This is a genomic window from Actinospica robiniae DSM 44927, assembly GCF_000504285.1.
GTDB lineage: Bacteria > Actinomycetota > Actinomycetes > Streptomycetales > Catenulisporaceae > Actinospica > Actinospica robiniae.
Genome location: NZ_KI632511.1, coordinates 4,084,339 through 4,101,899 on the forward strand (window position 1 = coordinate 4,084,339; position 17,561 = coordinate 4,101,899).

At 69.3% G+C, this 17,561-nt stretch carries 15 protein-coding genes; 4 read left to right on the plus strand and 11 right to left on the minus strand.

Annotation, left to right across the window (positions count from 1 at the left end; translation table 11 throughout):
- Window positions 1-88: 88 nt before the first annotated feature.
- From ACTRO_RS17340 to ACTRO_RS17365, 6 genes are all read right to left on the minus strand, one after another.
- Entirely contained in the window at window positions 89-1,117 is a 1,029-nt protein-coding gene (locus ACTRO_RS17340; RefSeq protein ID WP_034264256.1) for an ABC transporter ATP-binding protein, read from the minus strand.
- Window positions 1,114-2,265, minus strand: coding sequence for an ABC transporter ATP-binding protein (locus ACTRO_RS17345; RefSeq protein WP_051450982.1), 1,152 nt, complete (start codon window positions 2,263-2,265; stop codon window positions 1,114-1,116). Before ACTRO_RS17345 ends, ACTRO_RS17340 begins: the two co-directional genes overlap by 4 nt.
- Entirely contained in the window at window positions 2,262-3,215 is a 954-nt protein-coding gene (locus tag ACTRO_RS17350) for an ABC transporter permease (protein WP_245594401.1), read from the minus strand. Before ACTRO_RS17350 ends, ACTRO_RS17345 begins: the two co-directional genes overlap by 4 nt.
- Window positions 3,208-4,200 (minus strand): ABC transporter permease, encoded by a 993-nt coding sequence (locus tag ACTRO_RS17355; RefSeq protein ID WP_034264258.1) that lies wholly within the window; start codon window positions 4,198-4,200, stop codon window positions 3,208-3,210. The genes ACTRO_RS17350 and ACTRO_RS17355 overlap by 8 nt, the downstream gene beginning before the upstream one ends.
- 173 nt (window positions 4,201-4,373) lie before the next feature.
- Complete coding sequence (locus ACTRO_RS17360; RefSeq protein ID WP_034264261.1) at window positions 4,374-6,233, minus strand: ABC transporter family substrate-binding protein; 1,860 nt, start codon at window positions 6,231-6,233, stop codon at window positions 4,374-4,376.
- 414 nt (window positions 6,234-6,647) lie between these two features.
- Window positions 6,648-8,123, minus strand: a complete 1,476-nt coding sequence (locus ACTRO_RS17365; RefSeq protein ID WP_084316345.1) for an MFS transporter — start codon at window positions 8,121-8,123, stop codon at window positions 6,648-6,650.
- 100 nt (window positions 8,124-8,223) lie between these two features.
- Here ACTRO_RS17365 and ACTRO_RS17370 point away from each other — a divergent pair, with 100 nt between their 5' ends.
- From ACTRO_RS17370 to ACTRO_RS17385, 4 genes are all read left to right on the plus strand, one after another.
- Window positions 8,224-9,150, plus strand: coding sequence for a helix-turn-helix transcriptional regulator (locus tag ACTRO_RS17370; RefSeq protein WP_063628018.1), 927 nt, complete (start codon window positions 8,224-8,226; stop codon window positions 9,148-9,150).
- Window positions 9,151-10,682: 1,532 nt separating this feature from the next.
- Window positions 10,683-11,354 (plus strand): dienelactone hydrolase family protein, encoded by a 672-nt coding sequence (locus ACTRO_RS17375; RefSeq protein WP_034264266.1) that lies wholly within the window; start codon window positions 10,683-10,685, stop codon window positions 11,352-11,354.
- Window positions 11,355-11,648: 294 nt separating this feature from the next.
- Window positions 11,649-12,665, plus strand: a complete 1,017-nt coding sequence (locus tag ACTRO_RS17380; protein ID WP_245594402.1) for a lytic polysaccharide monooxygenase auxiliary activity family 9 protein — start codon at window positions 11,649-11,651, stop codon at window positions 12,663-12,665.
- A gap of 112 nt (window positions 12,666-12,777) precedes the next feature.
- The gene (locus tag ACTRO_RS17385) at window positions 12,778-13,716 is read left to right on the plus strand and encodes a hypothetical protein (RefSeq protein WP_034264268.1); all 939 of its coding nucleotides are present in this window, start codon (window positions 12,778-12,780) and stop codon (window positions 13,714-13,716) included.
- A gap of 76 nt (window positions 13,717-13,792) precedes the next feature.
- Here the strand turns inward: ACTRO_RS17385 and ACTRO_RS17390 are convergent, their stop codons facing one another.
- From ACTRO_RS17390 to ACTRO_RS17405, 5 genes are all read right to left on the minus strand, one after another.
- A complete protein-coding gene (locus ACTRO_RS17390; RefSeq protein WP_084316347.1) occupies window positions 13,793-15,136 on the minus strand; it encodes a cellulose-binding domain-containing protein in 1,344 nt (447 codons plus the stop codon).
- 198 nt (window positions 15,137-15,334) lie between these two features.
- Window positions 15,335-15,730: a GrpB family protein gene (locus ACTRO_RS17395; protein WP_211244304.1), complete on the minus strand. Its 396-nt coding sequence runs from the start codon at window positions 15,728-15,730 to the stop codon at window positions 15,335-15,337.
- A complete protein-coding gene (locus ACTRO_RS50360; protein WP_211244305.1) occupies window positions 15,730-15,900 on the minus strand; it encodes a GrpB family protein in 171 nt (56 codons plus the stop codon). Before ACTRO_RS50360 ends, ACTRO_RS17395 begins: the two co-directional genes overlap by 1 nt.
- A gap of 40 nt (window positions 15,901-15,940) precedes the next feature.
- The gene (locus tag ACTRO_RS17400; RefSeq protein WP_034264270.1) at window positions 15,941-16,633 is read right to left on the minus strand and encodes a maleylpyruvate isomerase family mycothiol-dependent enzyme; all 693 of its coding nucleotides are present in this window, start codon (window positions 16,631-16,633) and stop codon (window positions 15,941-15,943) included.
- A 72-nt stretch (window positions 16,634-16,705) separates the two neighbouring features.
- Window positions 16,706-17,521: a GOLPH3/VPS74 family protein gene (locus tag ACTRO_RS17405; protein ID WP_084316348.1), complete on the minus strand. Its 816-nt coding sequence runs from the start codon at window positions 17,519-17,521 to the stop codon at window positions 16,706-16,708.
- Window positions 17,522-17,561: the final 40 nt, after the last annotated feature.

The window sequence follows — 17,561 nt, forward strand, 5'->3', positions numbered from 1 at the left end:
AACGCGAATCGCCCCTTTTCCGGGGGTATTCCCGGGAAAGGGGCGATCACGTGATAGCCGGCAGCATGGGCGGATACCGCCGGTGTCGTCAGCCGTTCTCCGCAAAGTGGCAGGCCACCCGGTGCGCTTCACTCCGGCCGCGGCCGACCAGCGCCGGCTCCTCGCCCGCGCACCGTTCCTGGTTCGCCTCGGACAGGGTCATCCGCAGCGGGCAGCGGGTGCGGAACCGGCAACCCGAGGGCGGGTTGGCCGGCGAGGGCACGTCGCCCTGCACGATGATCCGCTCCCGCTCGCGCTCCCGGCGCGGGTCCGGGATCGGGATCGCCGAGATCAGTGCCTTCGTATACGGGTGCTGGCTGTGATCGAACAGCTCCGTGGTCGAGGCGATCTCCACGATCTTGCCCAGGTACATCACCGCGACCTCGTCGGCGATGTGCCGGACCACGGACAGGTCGTGCGCGACGAACAGGTACGCCAGGCCAAGCTCGTCCTGCAGGTCCTCCAGCAGGTTGATCACGCCGGCCTGGATGGAGACGTCGAGCGCGGAGACCGGTTCGTCGAGCACCAGCACCTTCGGCTTGAGCGCGAGCGCGCGGGCGATGCCGATGCGCTGGCGCTGGCCGCCGGAGAACTCGTGCGGATACCGGTTGCCGTGCTCGGGGTTCAGCCCGACGCGGGCCATCAGCGAGGCCACCTGCTGCGGGCCCGCGTCGTCGAAGAGCCCGTGGATCTTGAGCGGCTCGGCGATGATCTCGTTGACCGTGATCCGCGGGTTGAGCGAGGCGTACGGGTCCTGGAACACGATCTGCATGTTCCGGCGCATCCGGCGCAGCTCGGCCGGGCTCATCGTGGTGACGTCGCGGCCCTCGAACAGCACCTGGCCGGAGTTGGCCGGCTGCAGGTGCAGGATCGCGCGGCTGGTCGTGGTCTTGCCGCAGCCGGACTCGCCCACCAAGCCCAGGGTGTGGCCGGGCCGGATCGCGAAGCTCACGCCGGACACGGCCTGCACCGCGCCGACCGTGCGCCGGATCACCCCGCCCGATTTGATCGGGAACTCCTTGACCAGGTCGCGCACCTCCAGAATGGGCGCGCCGAGGTCGGTGTCTGTAACGGTCATTCGGCTTGCTCCGCCTTCGGCTGTTCGGGGATCGCGGTGATGTGTCCGGTGACGCCCTCGATCTCGGCGCCGTAGGACGCCGGCAGGGAGGAGTCGGCGGCGGTGGCCGCGAACACCTCGTCGGCCCGCTTGCCGATCAGCGAGGCGCTGAAGTGGCAGGCCGCGGAGTGACCGGGTTCGCCGGTCGGCACCAGCTCAGGCTCCTGCTCGTCGCAGATCGGCTTGGCCAGCGGGCAGCGCGGGACGAACGGGCAGCCCGGCGGCAGCGAGAGCAGCGAGGGCGGAGATCCCTGGATCGGGGTGAGCCGGTCGGCCCGGTCCGCGTCCAGCCGCGGCAGCGAGCCGAGCAGGCCGAGGGTGTAGGGCATCCGCGGCTCGTAGTAGATCTCGTCGACGCCGCCGATCTCCACCGGCTTGCCCGCGTACATCACGACCACCCGGTCGGCCTGGCCGGCCACCACGCCCAGGTCGTGCGTGATCAGCACCATGGCGGCGCCGGTCTCGCGCTGCGCGGCGCGCAGCGCGTCGAGCACCTGCGCCTGCACGGTCACGTCGAGCGCGGTGGTCGGCTCGTCCGCGATGATCACGTCCGGGTTGTTGGCCATCGCGATCGCGATCACCACACGCTGGCGCATACCGCCGGAGAACTCGTGCGGATACTGATCGATCCGCTTCTCCGGGAAGGGGATGCCGACGAGCTCGAGCAGCTCCAGCGCGCGCTTGCGCGCCTCCTGACGGGAGATGTCGTTGTGCGCCAGCACCGCCTCGGCCAGCTGGAAGCCGATCTTGTAGACCGGGTTGAGCGAGGTCATCGGGTCCTGGAAGATCATCGCGATCTTGTTCCCGCGGATCCGCATGAACTCCTTCTCGGTCCGCCCGAGCAGCTCCTCTCCGCGGAACGTGATGGAACCGTTGATCCGCGCCGTCTTCGGCAGCAGGCCCATCACGGCCATGGAGGAGACCGACTTGCCCGAACCGGACTCGCCGACGATGCCCAGCACCTCACCGGCGCGCAGCTCGTACGAGACTCCGCGCACCGCCCGCACGACGCCGTCGGCCGTCGGGAAGTCCACGGTCAGGTTGTCGACCGCGAGCAGCACGTCGGAGCCGGTGAGGGAGGTGGAGAATTCGGTCGCGAACTCGGTCATGCGCGCACCCTTGTCTGTTGCGGATCGAAGGCGTCACGCAGGCCGTCGCCGATGAAGTTGATGGTCAGCACGATCAGCACGATGAACAGCGCCGGGAAGTAGAACAGCCACGAGTAGCCGTCCTGGATCGAGGTCTGCCCGTTGCTCACGAGCGTGCCGAGCGAGGTGTCCGGCGGCTGCACACCGAAGCCCAGGTAGGACAGCGCCGTCTCGGTCAGCACCGTGTTGGCCACCGTGAGGGTGAGCACCACGATGATCGAGCCCAGGCAGTTCGGCAGGATGTGGCGGAAGATGATCCGGCCGTCCCGCGCGCCCAGTGCCCGCGCGGCCTCCACGTACTCCTTCTCCCGCAGGGAGAGCACCTGGCCGCGCACGATTCGGGCGCACACCGGCCAGAACAGCGCGGACAGGACGAACGCGAGGAAGTACCAGGCGGTGGCGATGGACGCGCTGAGCTTGTCCGCGATGATGATCGCCAGGACGATCGCGGGGATGGTCAGGATCAGGTCGGCGAAGCGCATCAGCAGGGTGTCGACCCAGCCGCGGTAGTACCCGGCGACGGCGCCGTAGATCGCCCCGATCACGGTGGACCCGATGGCGACCGACAGGGCGATCTCCAGGCTCCGGGCCGTGCCGTGCATCACCTGGGCGAACAGGTCGTAGCCGTTGCTGTCGGTGCCGAACGGGTGCGTCCCGGACGGCGGCACCTGGATGTCGTTGGACATGGTCGTGTACTGCTGGCCCCACAGCAGCGGGCCGATGAAGGCGAACAGCACGACCAGCAGGAAGATGATCGTCGAGGCGACGGCCGCGCGGTGCTTGAGGAAGCGCCCGAAGACGATCTCCCGCTGGGTACGCACCTTGACCGTGAACTCGCGCTCCGGATGCGCCGCGGTGGCCACCTGATCGAACGGGGCCCCGGGGGTGGCGACGGTGTTCTTGTCAGGCAAGGCGGATCCTCGGGTCCAGGACCGCATAGAGCAGGTCGGCGATCAGGTTGAAGACGATCACGAGCGTGGCGGTGACGATCAGCCACGCCAACAACGGATACAGGTCGTAGTTGCCGATCGCCTGCAGGAACATGTAGCCCATGCCGTGCCACTCGAAGATGTGCTCGGTGATCACCGCACCGCCGAGCAGGCCGGCGGTGTCCAGAGCCACCTGCGTGGTCAGCGGGATCAGGGCGTTGCGCAGCGCGTGGCGCAGCAGCACCCGGGTGCGCGAGAGGCCCTTGGCGCGCGCGAGGCGGATGTAGTCGCTGTTGAGCACTTCGAGCATCGAGGCGCGCTGGTAACGCGACCAGGACGCGTAGGAGATCAGCGAGAGCACGATGGTCGGCAGCAGCAGGTGGCCCGCGGAGTCGCCGATCTTGCCGAGGAAGCTCGTCGGCGGATTGGGACTCGCCTCGAACAACGTCGCGATCAACGGCGGCCCGTTGGGGCGCACGGCCTGGTTGAACTCGATCGCCCAGGACTTGAGCAGGATCGCGAAGACGAAGGTCGGCAGCGACAGGAACAGGAAGCCGATCGCCGTGGCGACGTAGTCGATCTTGCTGTACTGCCGGACGGCGGTCAGCACGCCCACGGCGACCGCCAGGATGAGCGAGAACAGGATCGAGAGGAACACCAGGCGGAAGGTGACGAAGAACGAGCTGGTCAGGCGCTGGCCGATGTCGTAGCCGGGCGAGACGGTCGGGCCCCAGTTGCCGTGCAGGACGAGGCCGGTGAGCCAGTCCCAGTAGCGCACGACCAGCGGATGGTCCAGGCCGAGTCGGTGCGCCTCGGCCAGCTTGGTCGCCTCCGGGATCGGGGGGTTACGTGCTTCCAGCGGTGCGAGCGGGTCGATGGACGACGCGACGAGGAAGAACACGAGCATGGTCGAGAAGAAGAGCACTGGTATGGATACCAGTAGTCTGCGAACGGTGAATGCGAACATGAGTGCCTCGCTGATGAGGCCGCGCGGCGTGTGCTTGTGACCTCGCCGCCGCGCGGATAGACGTGACGTAAGGAACCGGGGCGGGCGGACTGAGTCCGGCCCGCCCCGGTCTGTCGCTCGGGGTCAGGACGCACGCGGGGTGCGCGGGTTGAGCCGTTGCGAACCGTACTTGACTACTGGCTCGCCGCCGTCGCCGAGTAACCCCACTGCTGGAGGTTGTAGGTCGGGCCGGCCGAGGTCAGGTTGTCACGCACGTTCACCAGGTCCGAGCTGAACGCGATCATCGTGTCCTTCTGGAACAGCGGCAGCGTGTACGCGTCCTGGGAGACGAGCTGGTCGGCCTGGTTCTCCAGCGACGCGGCCTTGGTCAGGTCCGTCGTGCCGGTGGCCTGCTCCAGCAGCGAGTCGACCGTGCTGTTGGTGTAGAAGCCGTAGTTGCCGCCGGTCACCGTCGAGGTCGGGTTCGTCTCGTACAGCGGCGCGTTGCCGGTGTCCCAGAACGGGGTGTCCACCCACGCGAAGACGATGATGTCGTACGTGTGGTTGGAGTCGGCCTGGGTCAGCGTCGCACCGAGGTCGTCGGTGCCCTCGACCTTGATCGTGATACCGAGCTGGGCCATCTCCTGCGCGAAGATCTGGCACTCGGTGGCACGCTCGGTGTTGGTCGTGGTGTAGCGCATCAGGAACGCCGGCACCTGCTGGCCGCTCGGCGTGGTCAGCTTCTGGCCGGGACCGATGTTCTTGTAGCCCGCGGTCGTCAGAATCTGCTTGGCCTTGGCGATGTCACCGTTGCCCAGGTCGTACTTGGAGATGTTGTCCTGGTACTGCGACTGGCTCGGCACGAACATCCGGCTGTTGAGCGGCTTCGAGGCCGGGTCCACCAGGGCCTGGGTGCGCGCGATGATCGCGGAGCGGTCGGTCGCGGTGAACATGGCCTGGCGCAGCGCCAGCTTGACCGGGTCCTCCTGCGCGGCCTGGGTGGTGCCGCCGAGGAAGGTGTTCTTCAGGTTCAGGTCGATGTGCTCGTACGTCAGACCCGCGTCGAGCTGGTACTTGACCTTAGAGCCGATGGCCTTGACACCCTTGACGATGTTCTGGTCCGGCTGCGGGATGATGGCGTTGACTTCGCCGTTCTGCAGCGCCGGGACCTCCTGCGCGGAGTCCGTGATCGTCACGAAGGTGATCTTGTCGAAGTAGGGGCCGTCCTTGCCGAACCACTTGGGGTTGGGCACCTCGACGATGGTGGATCCGTCCGACGAGGAGGACTGGATCAGGTACGGGCCCTCAGACCAGGTCGGGACGGTCTTGTCGAACCAGTTCCAGGACTGCTCGATGCCAGTGGCCTGGGCCGACTTGGCGGTGCTCAGCTGCGCGATCGTCGACGACGTGTCGTAGCCGTGCTGGGCGGCCAGGTGTGCCGGCAGGAGGTCGAACAGGCCCTTCCAGTCCGGGTCGAGCTTGCCCGGCTTGAAGGTGACCGTGACGGTCTGGTTGTTGGTGCCGGAACCGACCACCGAGGCGATGTCCGTGTAGCCCGTGGTGGAGGCAGCGCTGACGTTGGGGTCCGCGCCGGACTGGGCCAGCCAGTTGTAGATGAAGTCGTCGGCGTTGATCGCCGTGCCGTCGCTCCAGACCGCCTTCGGGTTGATCACGTACTGGATCGTCTCGGGCGAGGAGCTGGTCAGCGTGGCCGACGTCAACAGGTCGGCGTTGAGAGCGACCGAACCGTCAGGCTGGGGGACGTACGGGTCTCCCGTCGAGGAGTAGATGCCGTTCTCGAGGTAGATGTAGTCCTCGGTGTTGCCGTTGGCGTCGAGCGAGTTCCAGTCGGTGACGTTCTTCTCGATGCCGATCGTGATCGATCCTCCCTTCTTGGGAGTACCGCTGTTGATCGTATTGAGGCCGGTGGTCGACTTGGTGACCGGCGTAGTGGACTTCGCTGCGCTGCTGCTGCTGCAGGCGGTCGCGGCGAGAGCGAGGGCCCCCACCGCGGCTATGCCGCCCGCGAAGCGCCGCTTACCGTACCCAGACATGAGTATGTCAATCTCCTCGCACGCGCTGGCCGGTCTCGTAAACCGGGCTGCTGCTCGTCGGTCCCCACGTAGCGACTCTCGCAGCGCGGGGTCTTGCTGCCTTAGCCGGGGCGCTCTCGCCCGCGTGATTGCACATCGCGAGTTTGTGGAATCACGTTGTGCTTGGCTGAATTTGTAGCGCAGAAATCCCCGTGCAGGACATGGGGTCGCGTCACAATCCGATCAAGAAGTCATGAAGATCGCGACGTGTCATGGGTATGATGGCCTTGCGCCCCGTACATACCCAGGTCCCACGCAACACATCCGCAACAAATGACCACTCGCGCCCCGGGGACAGCGCAGTGCCCGGAGTTCGTCCGGGCACTGTCGTTGAGATCGCAACAGGGTTCCAAAGTACGGACCTGAACGCGCCGGTCAGCTTCGCCGAGGCCGCGGGATCCGGCTCGCGAGCGCCGCGCCGAACACGGCGAGCCCGGCGGTGACGCACAGCGCCACGGCCACCGCGTGCGCCGAGGCGTGCGGCGTCCCGGCTCCGTCCAGGTCGAGGAACAGGGTGCCGACCGTGGCCACGCCGGTAACCTGACCCAGCTGGGTCAGCGTGTTGATCACGCCGCTGGCGTCCGCCGCGTCGGCCGGCGGCACCCGGGAGATGATCAAGCCCATCAGGGGGCTGAAGGCCAGTCCGAGACCGAAGCCCAGCGCGGTCATCAGCGCCCAGCGATCGAATCCGCCGGCGCCGCCGCCCCGCAGCGTCCCGGCCAGCAGCAGCAGGGTGGCGGCGAGCAGCCCGAACCCGGCCACCACGGCCGGCACGTAGAGGCGCTCGGGCAGCCGGCGCCAGGTCATCGAGACCACGAAGACGGCGGCCGCCTGCGGCGCGAAGGCGAGACCGGAGCCGAGCGCGCTGAAGCCGAGGGCGCCCTGCAGGTGCAGGGTGATGGCGAAGAGCAGGCCCATCATCAGCACCATGGACAGGAACAGCGTCCCGACGCTGACCGCGAACCCGGGGTGGCGCAGCACCCGCGCCGGGATGACGGGCGAGCCGCCGCGCCGGGCCAGGCGCGACTCCACCTTGGCGAAGAGCGCGAAGCCGGGCAGCGAGCCGCCGAGCAGCAGCCACCCCCACAGCGGCCAGTGCTCGTCGTGCCCGAGCACCAGCGGCACCACGAAGGCGAGCACGGCCGGGGTGAGCACCGCCACGCCCAGCGGGTCGAGCCCGCGCCCGGGCTCGCCGCGGTCCTTCGGCAGCACCCTGCCGGCGGCGACCAGCACGACGAGGCCGACCGGGACGTTCACCAGGAAGCACGGCCGCCAGCTCCAGCCGAACAGGTCGGCGCTGATGATCAGTCCGCCGAGCACCTGCCCGGCCACGGCGCCGCCGGAGATGACCGCGGTGTACAGGCTCATCGCCTTGATCCGGTCCGGGCCGCTGAAGGTGCGCTGGATCAACGAGAGCACCTGCGGCATCATCACGGCCGAACCGAGGCCCTGAAGCAGCCGGAAGGCCACCAGCGCGCCGGTGCTGGGCGCCAGCCCGCAGGCGAGGGAGGCGAGGGTGAACAGCACCAGCCCGCCGCGGAAGACCCGGCCGTGGCCCCACCGGGAGCCCAGCCTGGCCCCGGTCACGATGAAGACGGCGTAAGAGATCGTATATCCAGATACCGATAGCTGTAGCCCCGCCCCGGAGGAGTGCAGACTACTTCGAATGGTGGGCAGGGCCACGTTCACGATCGCCACGTCGAGGATGGCCATGAAGTAGCCGAGCAGAATCACCGTCAGCACGGCCCCGGGCCGGGACGCGCCGGTCGGCGTGGAGGACCCGGCCAAGGCCGGAGCAGGGATGGATGAGGATGAGGACCCTGCGGAAGCGGTCAGTGTGGAAGTCGCCATGTGACTATGGTCAGAGGATTGTGATCGTCATACCTAGAGCCTGGTTATCCTGGTACCGGCAGCACCCGGCAGCCGGCCGGGCGGGGCGTGACACGGGGGTGTGACGAACGTGGCGGTGGAGAACGGAGCGGCGCGCAGGGCGGAGCTGGCGGAGTTCCTGCGCTCCCGACGCGAACGCATCACCCCGGAGCAGGCCGGCCTGCCGCCCGCGCCGCGCCGGCGCACCCCGGGCCTGCGCCGCGAGGAGGTGGCCCAGCTCGCCGCCGTCGGCGTGACCTGGTACACCTGGCTCGAGCAGGGGCGCCCGATCAACGCGAGCACGCAGGTGCTGGACGCGATCGCCCGCACCCTCAAACTGGACACCGCGGAGCACCGGCACCTGTACGTGCTGGCCCAGGTCCCGGACGTGGCCCAGGCCGAGGCCGATCTGGCCGCGCTGCCCGCCACCCTCCGACCGATCCTGGACGGGATGGGCCACATGGCGGCGGTGCTCAACGAGCGCTTCGACCTGATCGCGACCAACAGCCGGTTCGACGCCGTCTTCCCGTCGCTTCTGGACCAGGACGGCCCGCAACGCAACACCCTGTGGTGCACCTTCCTGCTGCCGGCCTGCTGCCACCCCTTCGTCAACCGGCACGAGACGATCCCCGCGCTGGTGGCCACGCTGCGCGGCGCCTACGCCCGCCACATCGGCGAACCGCACTGGGACGAGTTCATCAAGGACCTGCTCGAGCGCAGCCCGGACTTCGCCGAGCTGTGGTCGCGCAACGACGTGGCCGGCTTCGGCCGGATGCAGCGGGTGTTCTACCAGCCGGCCGTCGGCCTGCTGCGCTACGAGATGAGCACCTTCGGCGTGCTGGACGCGCCCGGGGTCCGGATGAACGTCTTCGTCCCCGCCGACGAGGAGACCCGGCTCGCCGAGGCGAAGCTGGCCGTCGGCGACGCGGAGCACCCCGAGGTGCTGTCCTGCGGCCACACCTGGGACGAGTGGATCCACACCCGCGCCACGGTCGGGCCGGTGGCCTGAAGCTCGCCTCGGGGCCGGAGCGTGATCGTCGACGCGGGACCGCCCGCCCACTCGTTGCGTTGTCGGGGCGGGCTGGGGTTTCAAGATCTCGTCTCCGGCGCGGGCCCTTCCCTCGGAGAGAGATGCCGGGGTCTGTGGGGTGCTGACGTCGGCGGGGCGGACTGGGGTTCGGGATGGTGAGGTTGCGGGGGCGTGCTCTCTCCTCGGCCGGGCCCCCGGAGGCAATCAGGAACCTGCCGGGAGGTCAAGCGGCGCGGTGGCTTGGGCTGGTGGCGGATTTTGCATGGCGCCGCTTGACCTCCCGGCAGAACCCTGATCGGGCTTCGCCTGCCCGACCGAGGAGAGAGCACACCCCCTGAGGATCGGTACGAGCTGTGCTCGGCCCGAGACCCGTCCCGTGGCCCGGCCTCAAGGGGAACACCCACGATGCGGAAGGATTCTGCATCGCCGTTCCGGGTCGCTTGTTCCATCTCTACTACTTCAACGCCGGAAAGCGCGCTCGAGTGCCCGGAAATCTCCAGTATTTTTACTTATACGGCGAAAGCTGGATTCACGGCTTTTGTCGGTGGCGGCGTCTAGCATGGAAGAGTACGGGGGATCGGACTTGCGACGGGAGGGGTGGTGGACGGGATGGCTGCGCGGACGGCGTCAGGGGTGCGGCCGAAAGCAGTGCAGGATTTCCCCTCGGGGTGCGGCCGGGCCACGCGATCCTGCGCGGTACGCGAGCACCGGGCGGATCGGACCGGGGCGATGCAGAATCCTTCCGCATCGAACGCGGCCGGCCTGCGGGATTCTGCCGCGAGGCCTGGGATCAAGGTCGATCGCACCAAGGCAATGCACGATTCAACAGCAAGCATGACCCGGGCGCCGATCCTTCACGCGGATCACAGATCCGGATGGCAGGACCACGGCGATGCAGAATCCTTCCGCGCCGAGCGCGGCCGGGCCACGGGCCGGGGCTCAGCCCGAGCGCAGCTCGCACCACTCCCCCAGGGGGTGGGCTCTCTCCTCGGTCGGGCAGGCGAAGCCCGATCAGGGACCTGCCGGGAGGTCAAGCGGCGCCATGCAAGATCCAGCATCAGCGGAAGCCACCGCCGCTTGACCTCCCGGCAGGTCCCTGATTGCCTCCGGGGACCAACCGAGGAGAGAGCACACACCCGCAACCCCACCACCCCCAACCCCAACCCGCCCCACCACGCCAGCACCCCACCAACCCCGGCATCTCTCTCCGAGGGAAGGGCCCGCCGGCAGCGATTTTCATCTTGAAACCGCAGCCCGTCCACCCGCCAACGCAACGGGTGGGCGTGGACAGGCAAACCAGGCGACGCAAAGCGGCCGCCCCCACCCCGACAACCACCCCGACCCGACTAGCCATCCATCCCACCAGCACCCAGCCGATCATCAATTCGCTCTAGATGGCCTAAACGGCCTAGGCAGGCCCGCGTGGTCCCGAGACGGGCAGCTTCGGCACGCATTGCGCCCGCGAATCCGGGAACCCGGACGCCATGAGTCTTGAACACGCTCCGTCACCAGTGGATACGGTCACCAGCGCCGTACGCATCCCGATCGAGGAAGGCGCCCACCTGAACGCGGACCTGAGCGTGCCGGTCGGGGCCAGTTCGGCGGTGATCTTCGCGCACGGGACCGGCAGCTCCCGGCACAGCCCGCGCAACCGTGCCGTCGCCGAGGTGCTGCAGCGGGCCGGCGTCGCCACCCTCCTGCTCGACCTGCTCACCGAGCGCGAGGAGGAGATCGACGACGTGACCGCCGAGTACCGCTTCGACATCCCGCTGCTCGGCCGGCGCACCACCGCCGTGGTCGACCGGCTGGCCGAGCAGCCGGGCACGCGCGGACTGCCGGTGGGGCTGTTCGGGGCGAGCACCGGCGCGGCGGCGGCGCTGATCGCCGCGGCGGAGCGGCCGGAGCGGGTCACCGCGGTGGTCTGCCGGGGCGGCCGGGTGGATCTGGCCGAGGACGTGCTGGACCGGGTCCGGGCGCCGGTGCTGCTGATCGTCGGCGGCCGCGATCCGCAGGTGCTGGCGCTCAACCGGGACGCCGCCGACCGGCTCACCGCGCCGCACCGGCTCGAGGTGGTCCCCGGCGCCACCCACCTGTTCGCCGAGCAGCACGCGCTCGAGACCGTCGCGCTCGCCGCCCGGCTCTGGTTCACCCGGCCCGGGCCCGAACCGTCCACCGTCGGCTGAGATCGGCCGGCTCCGGTTCACACCACATGACATTCGCGTGAATCCCGCACCGTGGTTCACGTGAATCCGCATGCCGTCAAATGTGCGGAAAGTTTCACCGAGTTCGTCCCGACGGCAGCACCTACATGGCCGTGACCTGCAAGGATACAGCGCGCTTCAGCTCGAATGTTTCGTCTCGAAATAGCCGTGTTCACATTACGCGTCAGCGCTCTTACGCTCAAATCGACTCATCCACCCATACCTTCAAGGAGGGCTGGGAAAATTTTGAGACGACAACGCAGAACGCTGCGTGCCTTGCTGATCGCGACCCTGTGCGCGCTGGCGGCGACGGTTCTGGCCGCGGCCCCCGCCTCGGCGCACGGCGCCATGGAGTCGATCGGCAGCCGCACGTACCTGTGCTACGAGGACGGGCTGACCTCTACCGGCCAGATCGTGCCGCAGAACTCCGCCTGCCAGGCGGCCATCGCGTCGAGCGGCACCACCCCGCTCTACAACTGGTTCGCCGTGGGCAACCGCTCCGGCGCCACCAGCGGCGAGACCAGCGCGCTGATCCCCGACGGGGACCTGTGCAGCGGCGACAGCAACTACTTCGATTTCTCCGGCTTCAACTCGGCGAACGCCAACTGGCCGAAGACCCACCTGACCTCCGGATCCTCCGTCCAGATCAAGTACAACATGTGGGCGGCGCACCCGGGGACCTTCTCGCTCTACATCACCAAGCCGGGCTGGGACTCCACCCAGCCGCTGACCTGGGCTGACCTGGAGCCGACGCCGTTCTCCACGGCGACGAACCCGCCCTCGGTGGGCAGCCCGGGCAGCGTGAGCAGCTACTACTACTGGAACGCCACGCTGCCGACCGGCTACACCGGATACCAGATGATCTACTCGATCTGGGCCCGGTCGGACAGCACCGAGACGTTCTACGGCTGCTCCGACGTCGTGTTCGACGGCGGCAACGGCAACGTGACCGGCCTCGGCACCAGCGGCGGCACGCCGCCGCCCGAGGTGGCGTGCACCGCGGTCGAGACGATCACCAGCACGTGGCCCGGCGGATACCAGGCCTCGACGACGATCACCAACCCGACCACCAGCACGATGAACAAGTGGCACGTGAGCTGGGACGAGCCGAACGGCGAGGCCATCAGCAGCGCCTGGAACGGCACGCTGACCTCGGCCGGCACTCTGGCCACAGTCAACAGTGCCGCCTGGAACGGCGTGCTCGCGGCCGGCGCGAGCACCAGCTTCGGATTCACCGCCAACTACACGGGCACCCCGGCGGCGCCCAGCAGCATCTCCTGTCAGAGCCCGTAATCACGGATCGGCGGGATCGTGGGCGGCCACCGGAGCCATGCGGCTCCGGTGGCCGCCCACGGCCCGTTCCGCCGCGGCCGGTTCCACCTCCACCCCTGAAAGGCGTGTCATCGTGCTGATTGATTCCGTGTCTCACCGCCGTCGGCGCCGGGCCCTGGCGGCGGGGTTGGCCGCCGGACTCGCGCTGAGCGCGGCCGCGTGTTCGACCTCTGCCACCGCGGCGCCCTCCTCCGGGGCGACCGGGATGGACATGGGCCAGACCGGCGGCGGCGACATGCCCGGCATGGGCGACGTCACCGCCGCGCCGACCACCGCCGCGTTCGCCGCCGCGGCGCCGACCGGAACCGGCCTGTCGAGCAGCCTGCACGGCTACAGCCTGGTCCCGGCCGCGCACACCGTGGCCGCCGGCAAGTCGAGCATGTACAGCTTCCGGATCGACGGTCCGGACGGGAAGGCCGTCACGAGATATCAGACCTATGAGAGCGAATTCGTTCTCTGTTACATCATCCGCTCGGACCTGACCGAGTTCAGCTATCTGCAGCCGGCCATGCGCCAGGACGGCACCTGGACCGTCACCCTGCCGGCGCTGCCCGCGGGCTCCTACCGCACTTTCGCCACGTTCGCGGCGCCCGACTCGAGCCAGGGCACGCCGTTGACCTACCAGCTCTCCACCCCGTTCACCGTCCCCGGCGCCGCCGACCCGTCGCCCGCACCCGCGCCGGCGTCCAGCGCGACCACGGACGGCTACACCGTCTCGCTCACCGGGAGCCCGAAGGCGGGGAGGACCGGGCCGCTCAGCATCGTCGTGTCCAAGGGCGCAAGCGTCGTCGAGTCCTTCCAACGGTATCTGGACTCTTATGTGCACCTGACCGCGTTCCACGCCGGAGATCTGGCCTTCGCCCAGATCCTCTCGCTCGGCGGCGTGAACGCCTCCACCGGCGCGATGACCGCCGAGGCGCTGTTCCCGGAGGCCGGAACCTGGCAGGTGTTCGTCCAGTTCGACGCGGGCGGCACGGTCCACACGGCCGTGCTCACGGTCAACGTGGCCTGATTCCTTGGACCACGAACCCTGACGGGGTGCGGGCCGCCGGATGCCAGGCCCGCACCCCGTCAGGGTTGTCAAACGCTCAGCAGCCGATCCGCCCGCTGCTCAGGGCGACGTCGTCGAACCAGAGGGTGTCGTTGCCGCCCCCGCCGTAGCTCTCCCAGCCGAGCTTCAGGTCGGTCAGCTTCGGCCGCCAGGAGGCGCCGTTGCCGGAGAGCCACTGGTCGCTGACGTTGGAGACCGGCGTGCCGTTCTCGCTCAGGCCGGCGATCTGGCTGCCGTTGATCCAGGTGGTGATGGCCCCGGTGGAGCCGTTCACCTGGAGCTCGACGCAGTTCCAGGTGTTGATCGGCAGCGCGGTGCTCTGCGCCACCCCGGCCGGGCTCTGGTCGGGCAGCGTCTGGTCGTCCTCCTGCCGGTTCCACATCAGCGCGCCGTCCTGCCCGCCGAAGCGCAGGTCGGTGTTGCCCTCCGAGGAGTCGTTCATCGCCACGAAGGTGACGTGCCCGGTGGGGAGCGCCGTCGTGTGCTTGACGTAGAACCGTACGTCCCACACCGGCCCGGCCAGGCCCATGTCGGCGGCGTCGCGGATGAACACGTGGTTGCAGTACCCGTCGACGCCGACCACCTTGGCCGACTTGGTCCCGGCGTGTGCCGTGGTCGAATCGATCGCCGCCGTGCCGCTGCCGGAGCAGTCGAGGTTGTAGACGCTCCAACGGCCCGAGGGGACCGAGGACGTCTGGTTCTCGAAGCCGTCGCAGAAGACCACGCCGGTCACGGTGCAGCCGGAGCCGGTGGAGACGCCGGTCGGCGACGCGCTCGCGCTCGCCGAAGCGGAGGCCGAGGCCGAGGCCGAAGCGGATGCCGACGCGCTGGCCGAGGCCGACGCGGACGGGCTCGCGCTACGGCTCGCCGAGGCGCTGGCCGAGGCTGAGGCCGACGCGGATGCGGACGCCGACCCGCCTCCGCCGCACGAGACCCCGTTGAGGGCGAAGTTCGTCGGCGTGTCGTTGGTGCCGGACCAGGTGCCCTGGAACCCGAACTGAATGCTGCCGCCGGCCGCGACGGCGCCGTTGTAGGACTCGTTGGTCGCGGTCGCCGCCTTGCCGCTCTGGGTGACCTGGGCGTTCCAGGCCGAGGTGATCTGCTGATTGCCGTCGAAGCTCCAGCTGACCGTCCACGCCGTCAGCGCGCCGCCCCCGTTGGTGACGCTGACGTTGGCGGTGAACCCGCCGGTCCACTGGTTGACCTGATAGCCGACCGAGCACGGGGCCGTCGCCGCGGCCGCCCCGCTCGAGCCGATAGCAGCCGGCAGCGTGGCGGCCACGGCGGCCACCGCCACCGCCGCAGCGAGCAGTCCCCGGCGCCGACGCGCGTCGACGGATCCGTCGGACGGGCGCCGGAATCGCTGTCTCAAGTTCGGCATGTGCGCGCTCCTCCTCGTTCACGTCTCGACGCCATCGCGTCAGACGCAGGCTGCGCCCGGCCCGCCGACCCGACAAGAGTCAGGGCCCGTATTCAGCATGCTCGGCGCCGTGACCTGCGCCCGCGCCGGACGCCGCGTGAACCTTCCATCGCGGTTCCGGAACGAGCGCGCTCGCCGCCGGCTCCGATCCCCCGCCGTCTAGGCCGCGGCCGAGCGCGAAGGCCCCTTCTCCCAGACCGGCACCGGCGCCAGCCCCTGCTCCGCGCGGGCGCGATCAGTGAGCTCCTGGATGAGAACGGTCTTCGCCGTGGCGTAATCGCCCGCAGCGATCCCCGTGGCCGCGATCCGCCGCTTCAGATCGCCATAGCGCACGGCGGCATCCGGGTCGCGGCGCAGAAAGTCGCGCAGAATGCGCTGGTTCCGCGTCGGCCAGCTCTCCAGCGTGACGACGTGCAGGATGTGTGACCGGACGCTGTCGACGGCGCGGACGTACAGCAGCCGGTCGACCATGCCGTTCTGGTGGCGGGCATACCCGATGCTGCCGAGCGCCGCCACGTGCTTCGCGAACGTCTCGAGGCTTCCCACGGCAGCCATCAGGCGATGATGGGCTTCGCGGCCAAGCCCGGCACGGCAGTGGAGCCGATGTGTTCGATCTCTGCGAATGCGCCCGGCAGCGCCGAACCCAGCTCCGCGATCGCGTCGGCGGCTCGCGCGGGCCAGGCGGGGTCGTAGTCGACGATCTGGATACCGAAGTTCGAAGGCATGAATGCATCCTGACGCACGGCGTCAGAGTCCTGCTCGGTATTACGGCACCAGCGCGCCGCTCAGTACCTCGCGCCCGGCCGCATGGTCGCCCTCCCAGCCGAGCGCCGGATCCCCTGACGACAGCCGGTTCCACAGCATCAGCAACAGGTTCGGCGCCGTGGAGGCTACCGTGGCGACCGGATTTCCCGGGCCGAGCACCCAGGATGCGTCGGTGTCCGTGGCGAGCAGCCGTACCGCCGTGGTTGGGCTCGCTGCGCGGCCGAGCGCGATCTGGCGCGGCGCAATGGTATCGATGACCTCTGCTATGCCCTCTCCCGCCAGCTCCGGGTCCATCCCGCTGTCGATGCCCAACGCGTGCTCGGCATCCCAGCGGTGAAGCAGAGTCTCCAGGCATCGGCGCCGACGCCAGAAGCCGACGGTATGGGGCGGATAGATCGTCCACGCATCCTGCGAAGGATCCTGCTGCAGCACCTCGAGCAGGCTGGCGCCGGTGCGGTCGAACCAAGCCGCCAGCTCGACCGGGTCCGTCGGCGCTTCAGGAGCCTGATAGTCCCCGCGACCTTCGCGCACGGCCGCCACGACCCATTCGTTGGACCGGCCGAGATGCTCCGCCAGGTCTCGCAGGGTCCAGTCGCCGCAGGTGGTGACCCGCGCAGACAAGTCACCGCACAGACACGTCGCAAAGGCCTGCAGCTCGCGGCGCAGGTGGACGAGAAACTCAGCGGGATCCACAACGGGAGCCTACGCCGCTGCCGACAGCCGACGGCCGGCGGCCGGCGGGCGCTGAGACGCGGCGCCACGGCGTCAGTGGTGGTGCCCGCCCCCGGCATCGAAGCCGCCGTGGTCTGTGTGGTGGTGCGAGGGGCCGAGGCCGTTGTGGCTGTGGTGCGTGTTGTGGTCGTGCGCCACGCCGTGGTGGACGTCGTGCTGCGCGGGGAAACTGTCCGGGCCGGAGAGCACCGAGGCGGGCGCGGCCGCGTCGAGCGAGGCCAGGACTACCACGCTCAGCAGCCAGCTCGCCGGATCCTGGGTCGGCACTGCCGCCGCCGCGGATGCGGATGTGGGGCGTTTGCGGGCGATCTGGCGCAGGCGGGCGCGTGCCTGGGCGCCGTGGCCGCCGGGGTAGAGCGCCTCGTCGAGACCGGCGACGTGGACGAGGCTGGCGAAGGCGGCCTGATCTGGTGTCAGCTCGCCGGTCGAGGCGGCGATCGCGTCGAGCCGGGCGCGCACCTGCTGGACGCGGCCGAGGTCGAGGACGTGCCAGCGGTTGACCCGGAACAGGCCGAGGGTGCGGTGTTCCTCGAGACGCACCACGCCTTTCCCGGCCAGGCGCTCGAGGTAGCGCTCGCGCAGGCCCGGCCGGGCGCTCGCGATCCAGGCCTGCGGCGGGCGGCCCGCGCCGCGCTTGCAGATGTCGGCGAGCGCGGCGTCGAGGAGCGCGTCGCCGGTCTTGTGCGGATCGAGCACGCGGATGCGGCCGGCCGGGTCGAGACGGCCCAGTTCCGCGAGGAGCAGAAGCTCCGCGCCGGACAGGGCGAAGCGGAGCTTCTGCTGGGCGTGCATCGTTCCGTTCGGCCGCAGCGCGAGCAGGACCAGGTCCTCCCCCATGGTCGTTTCCATACTTTGATTCTCTCCGCCCCGTCTCCCGGCAAACGCCCCG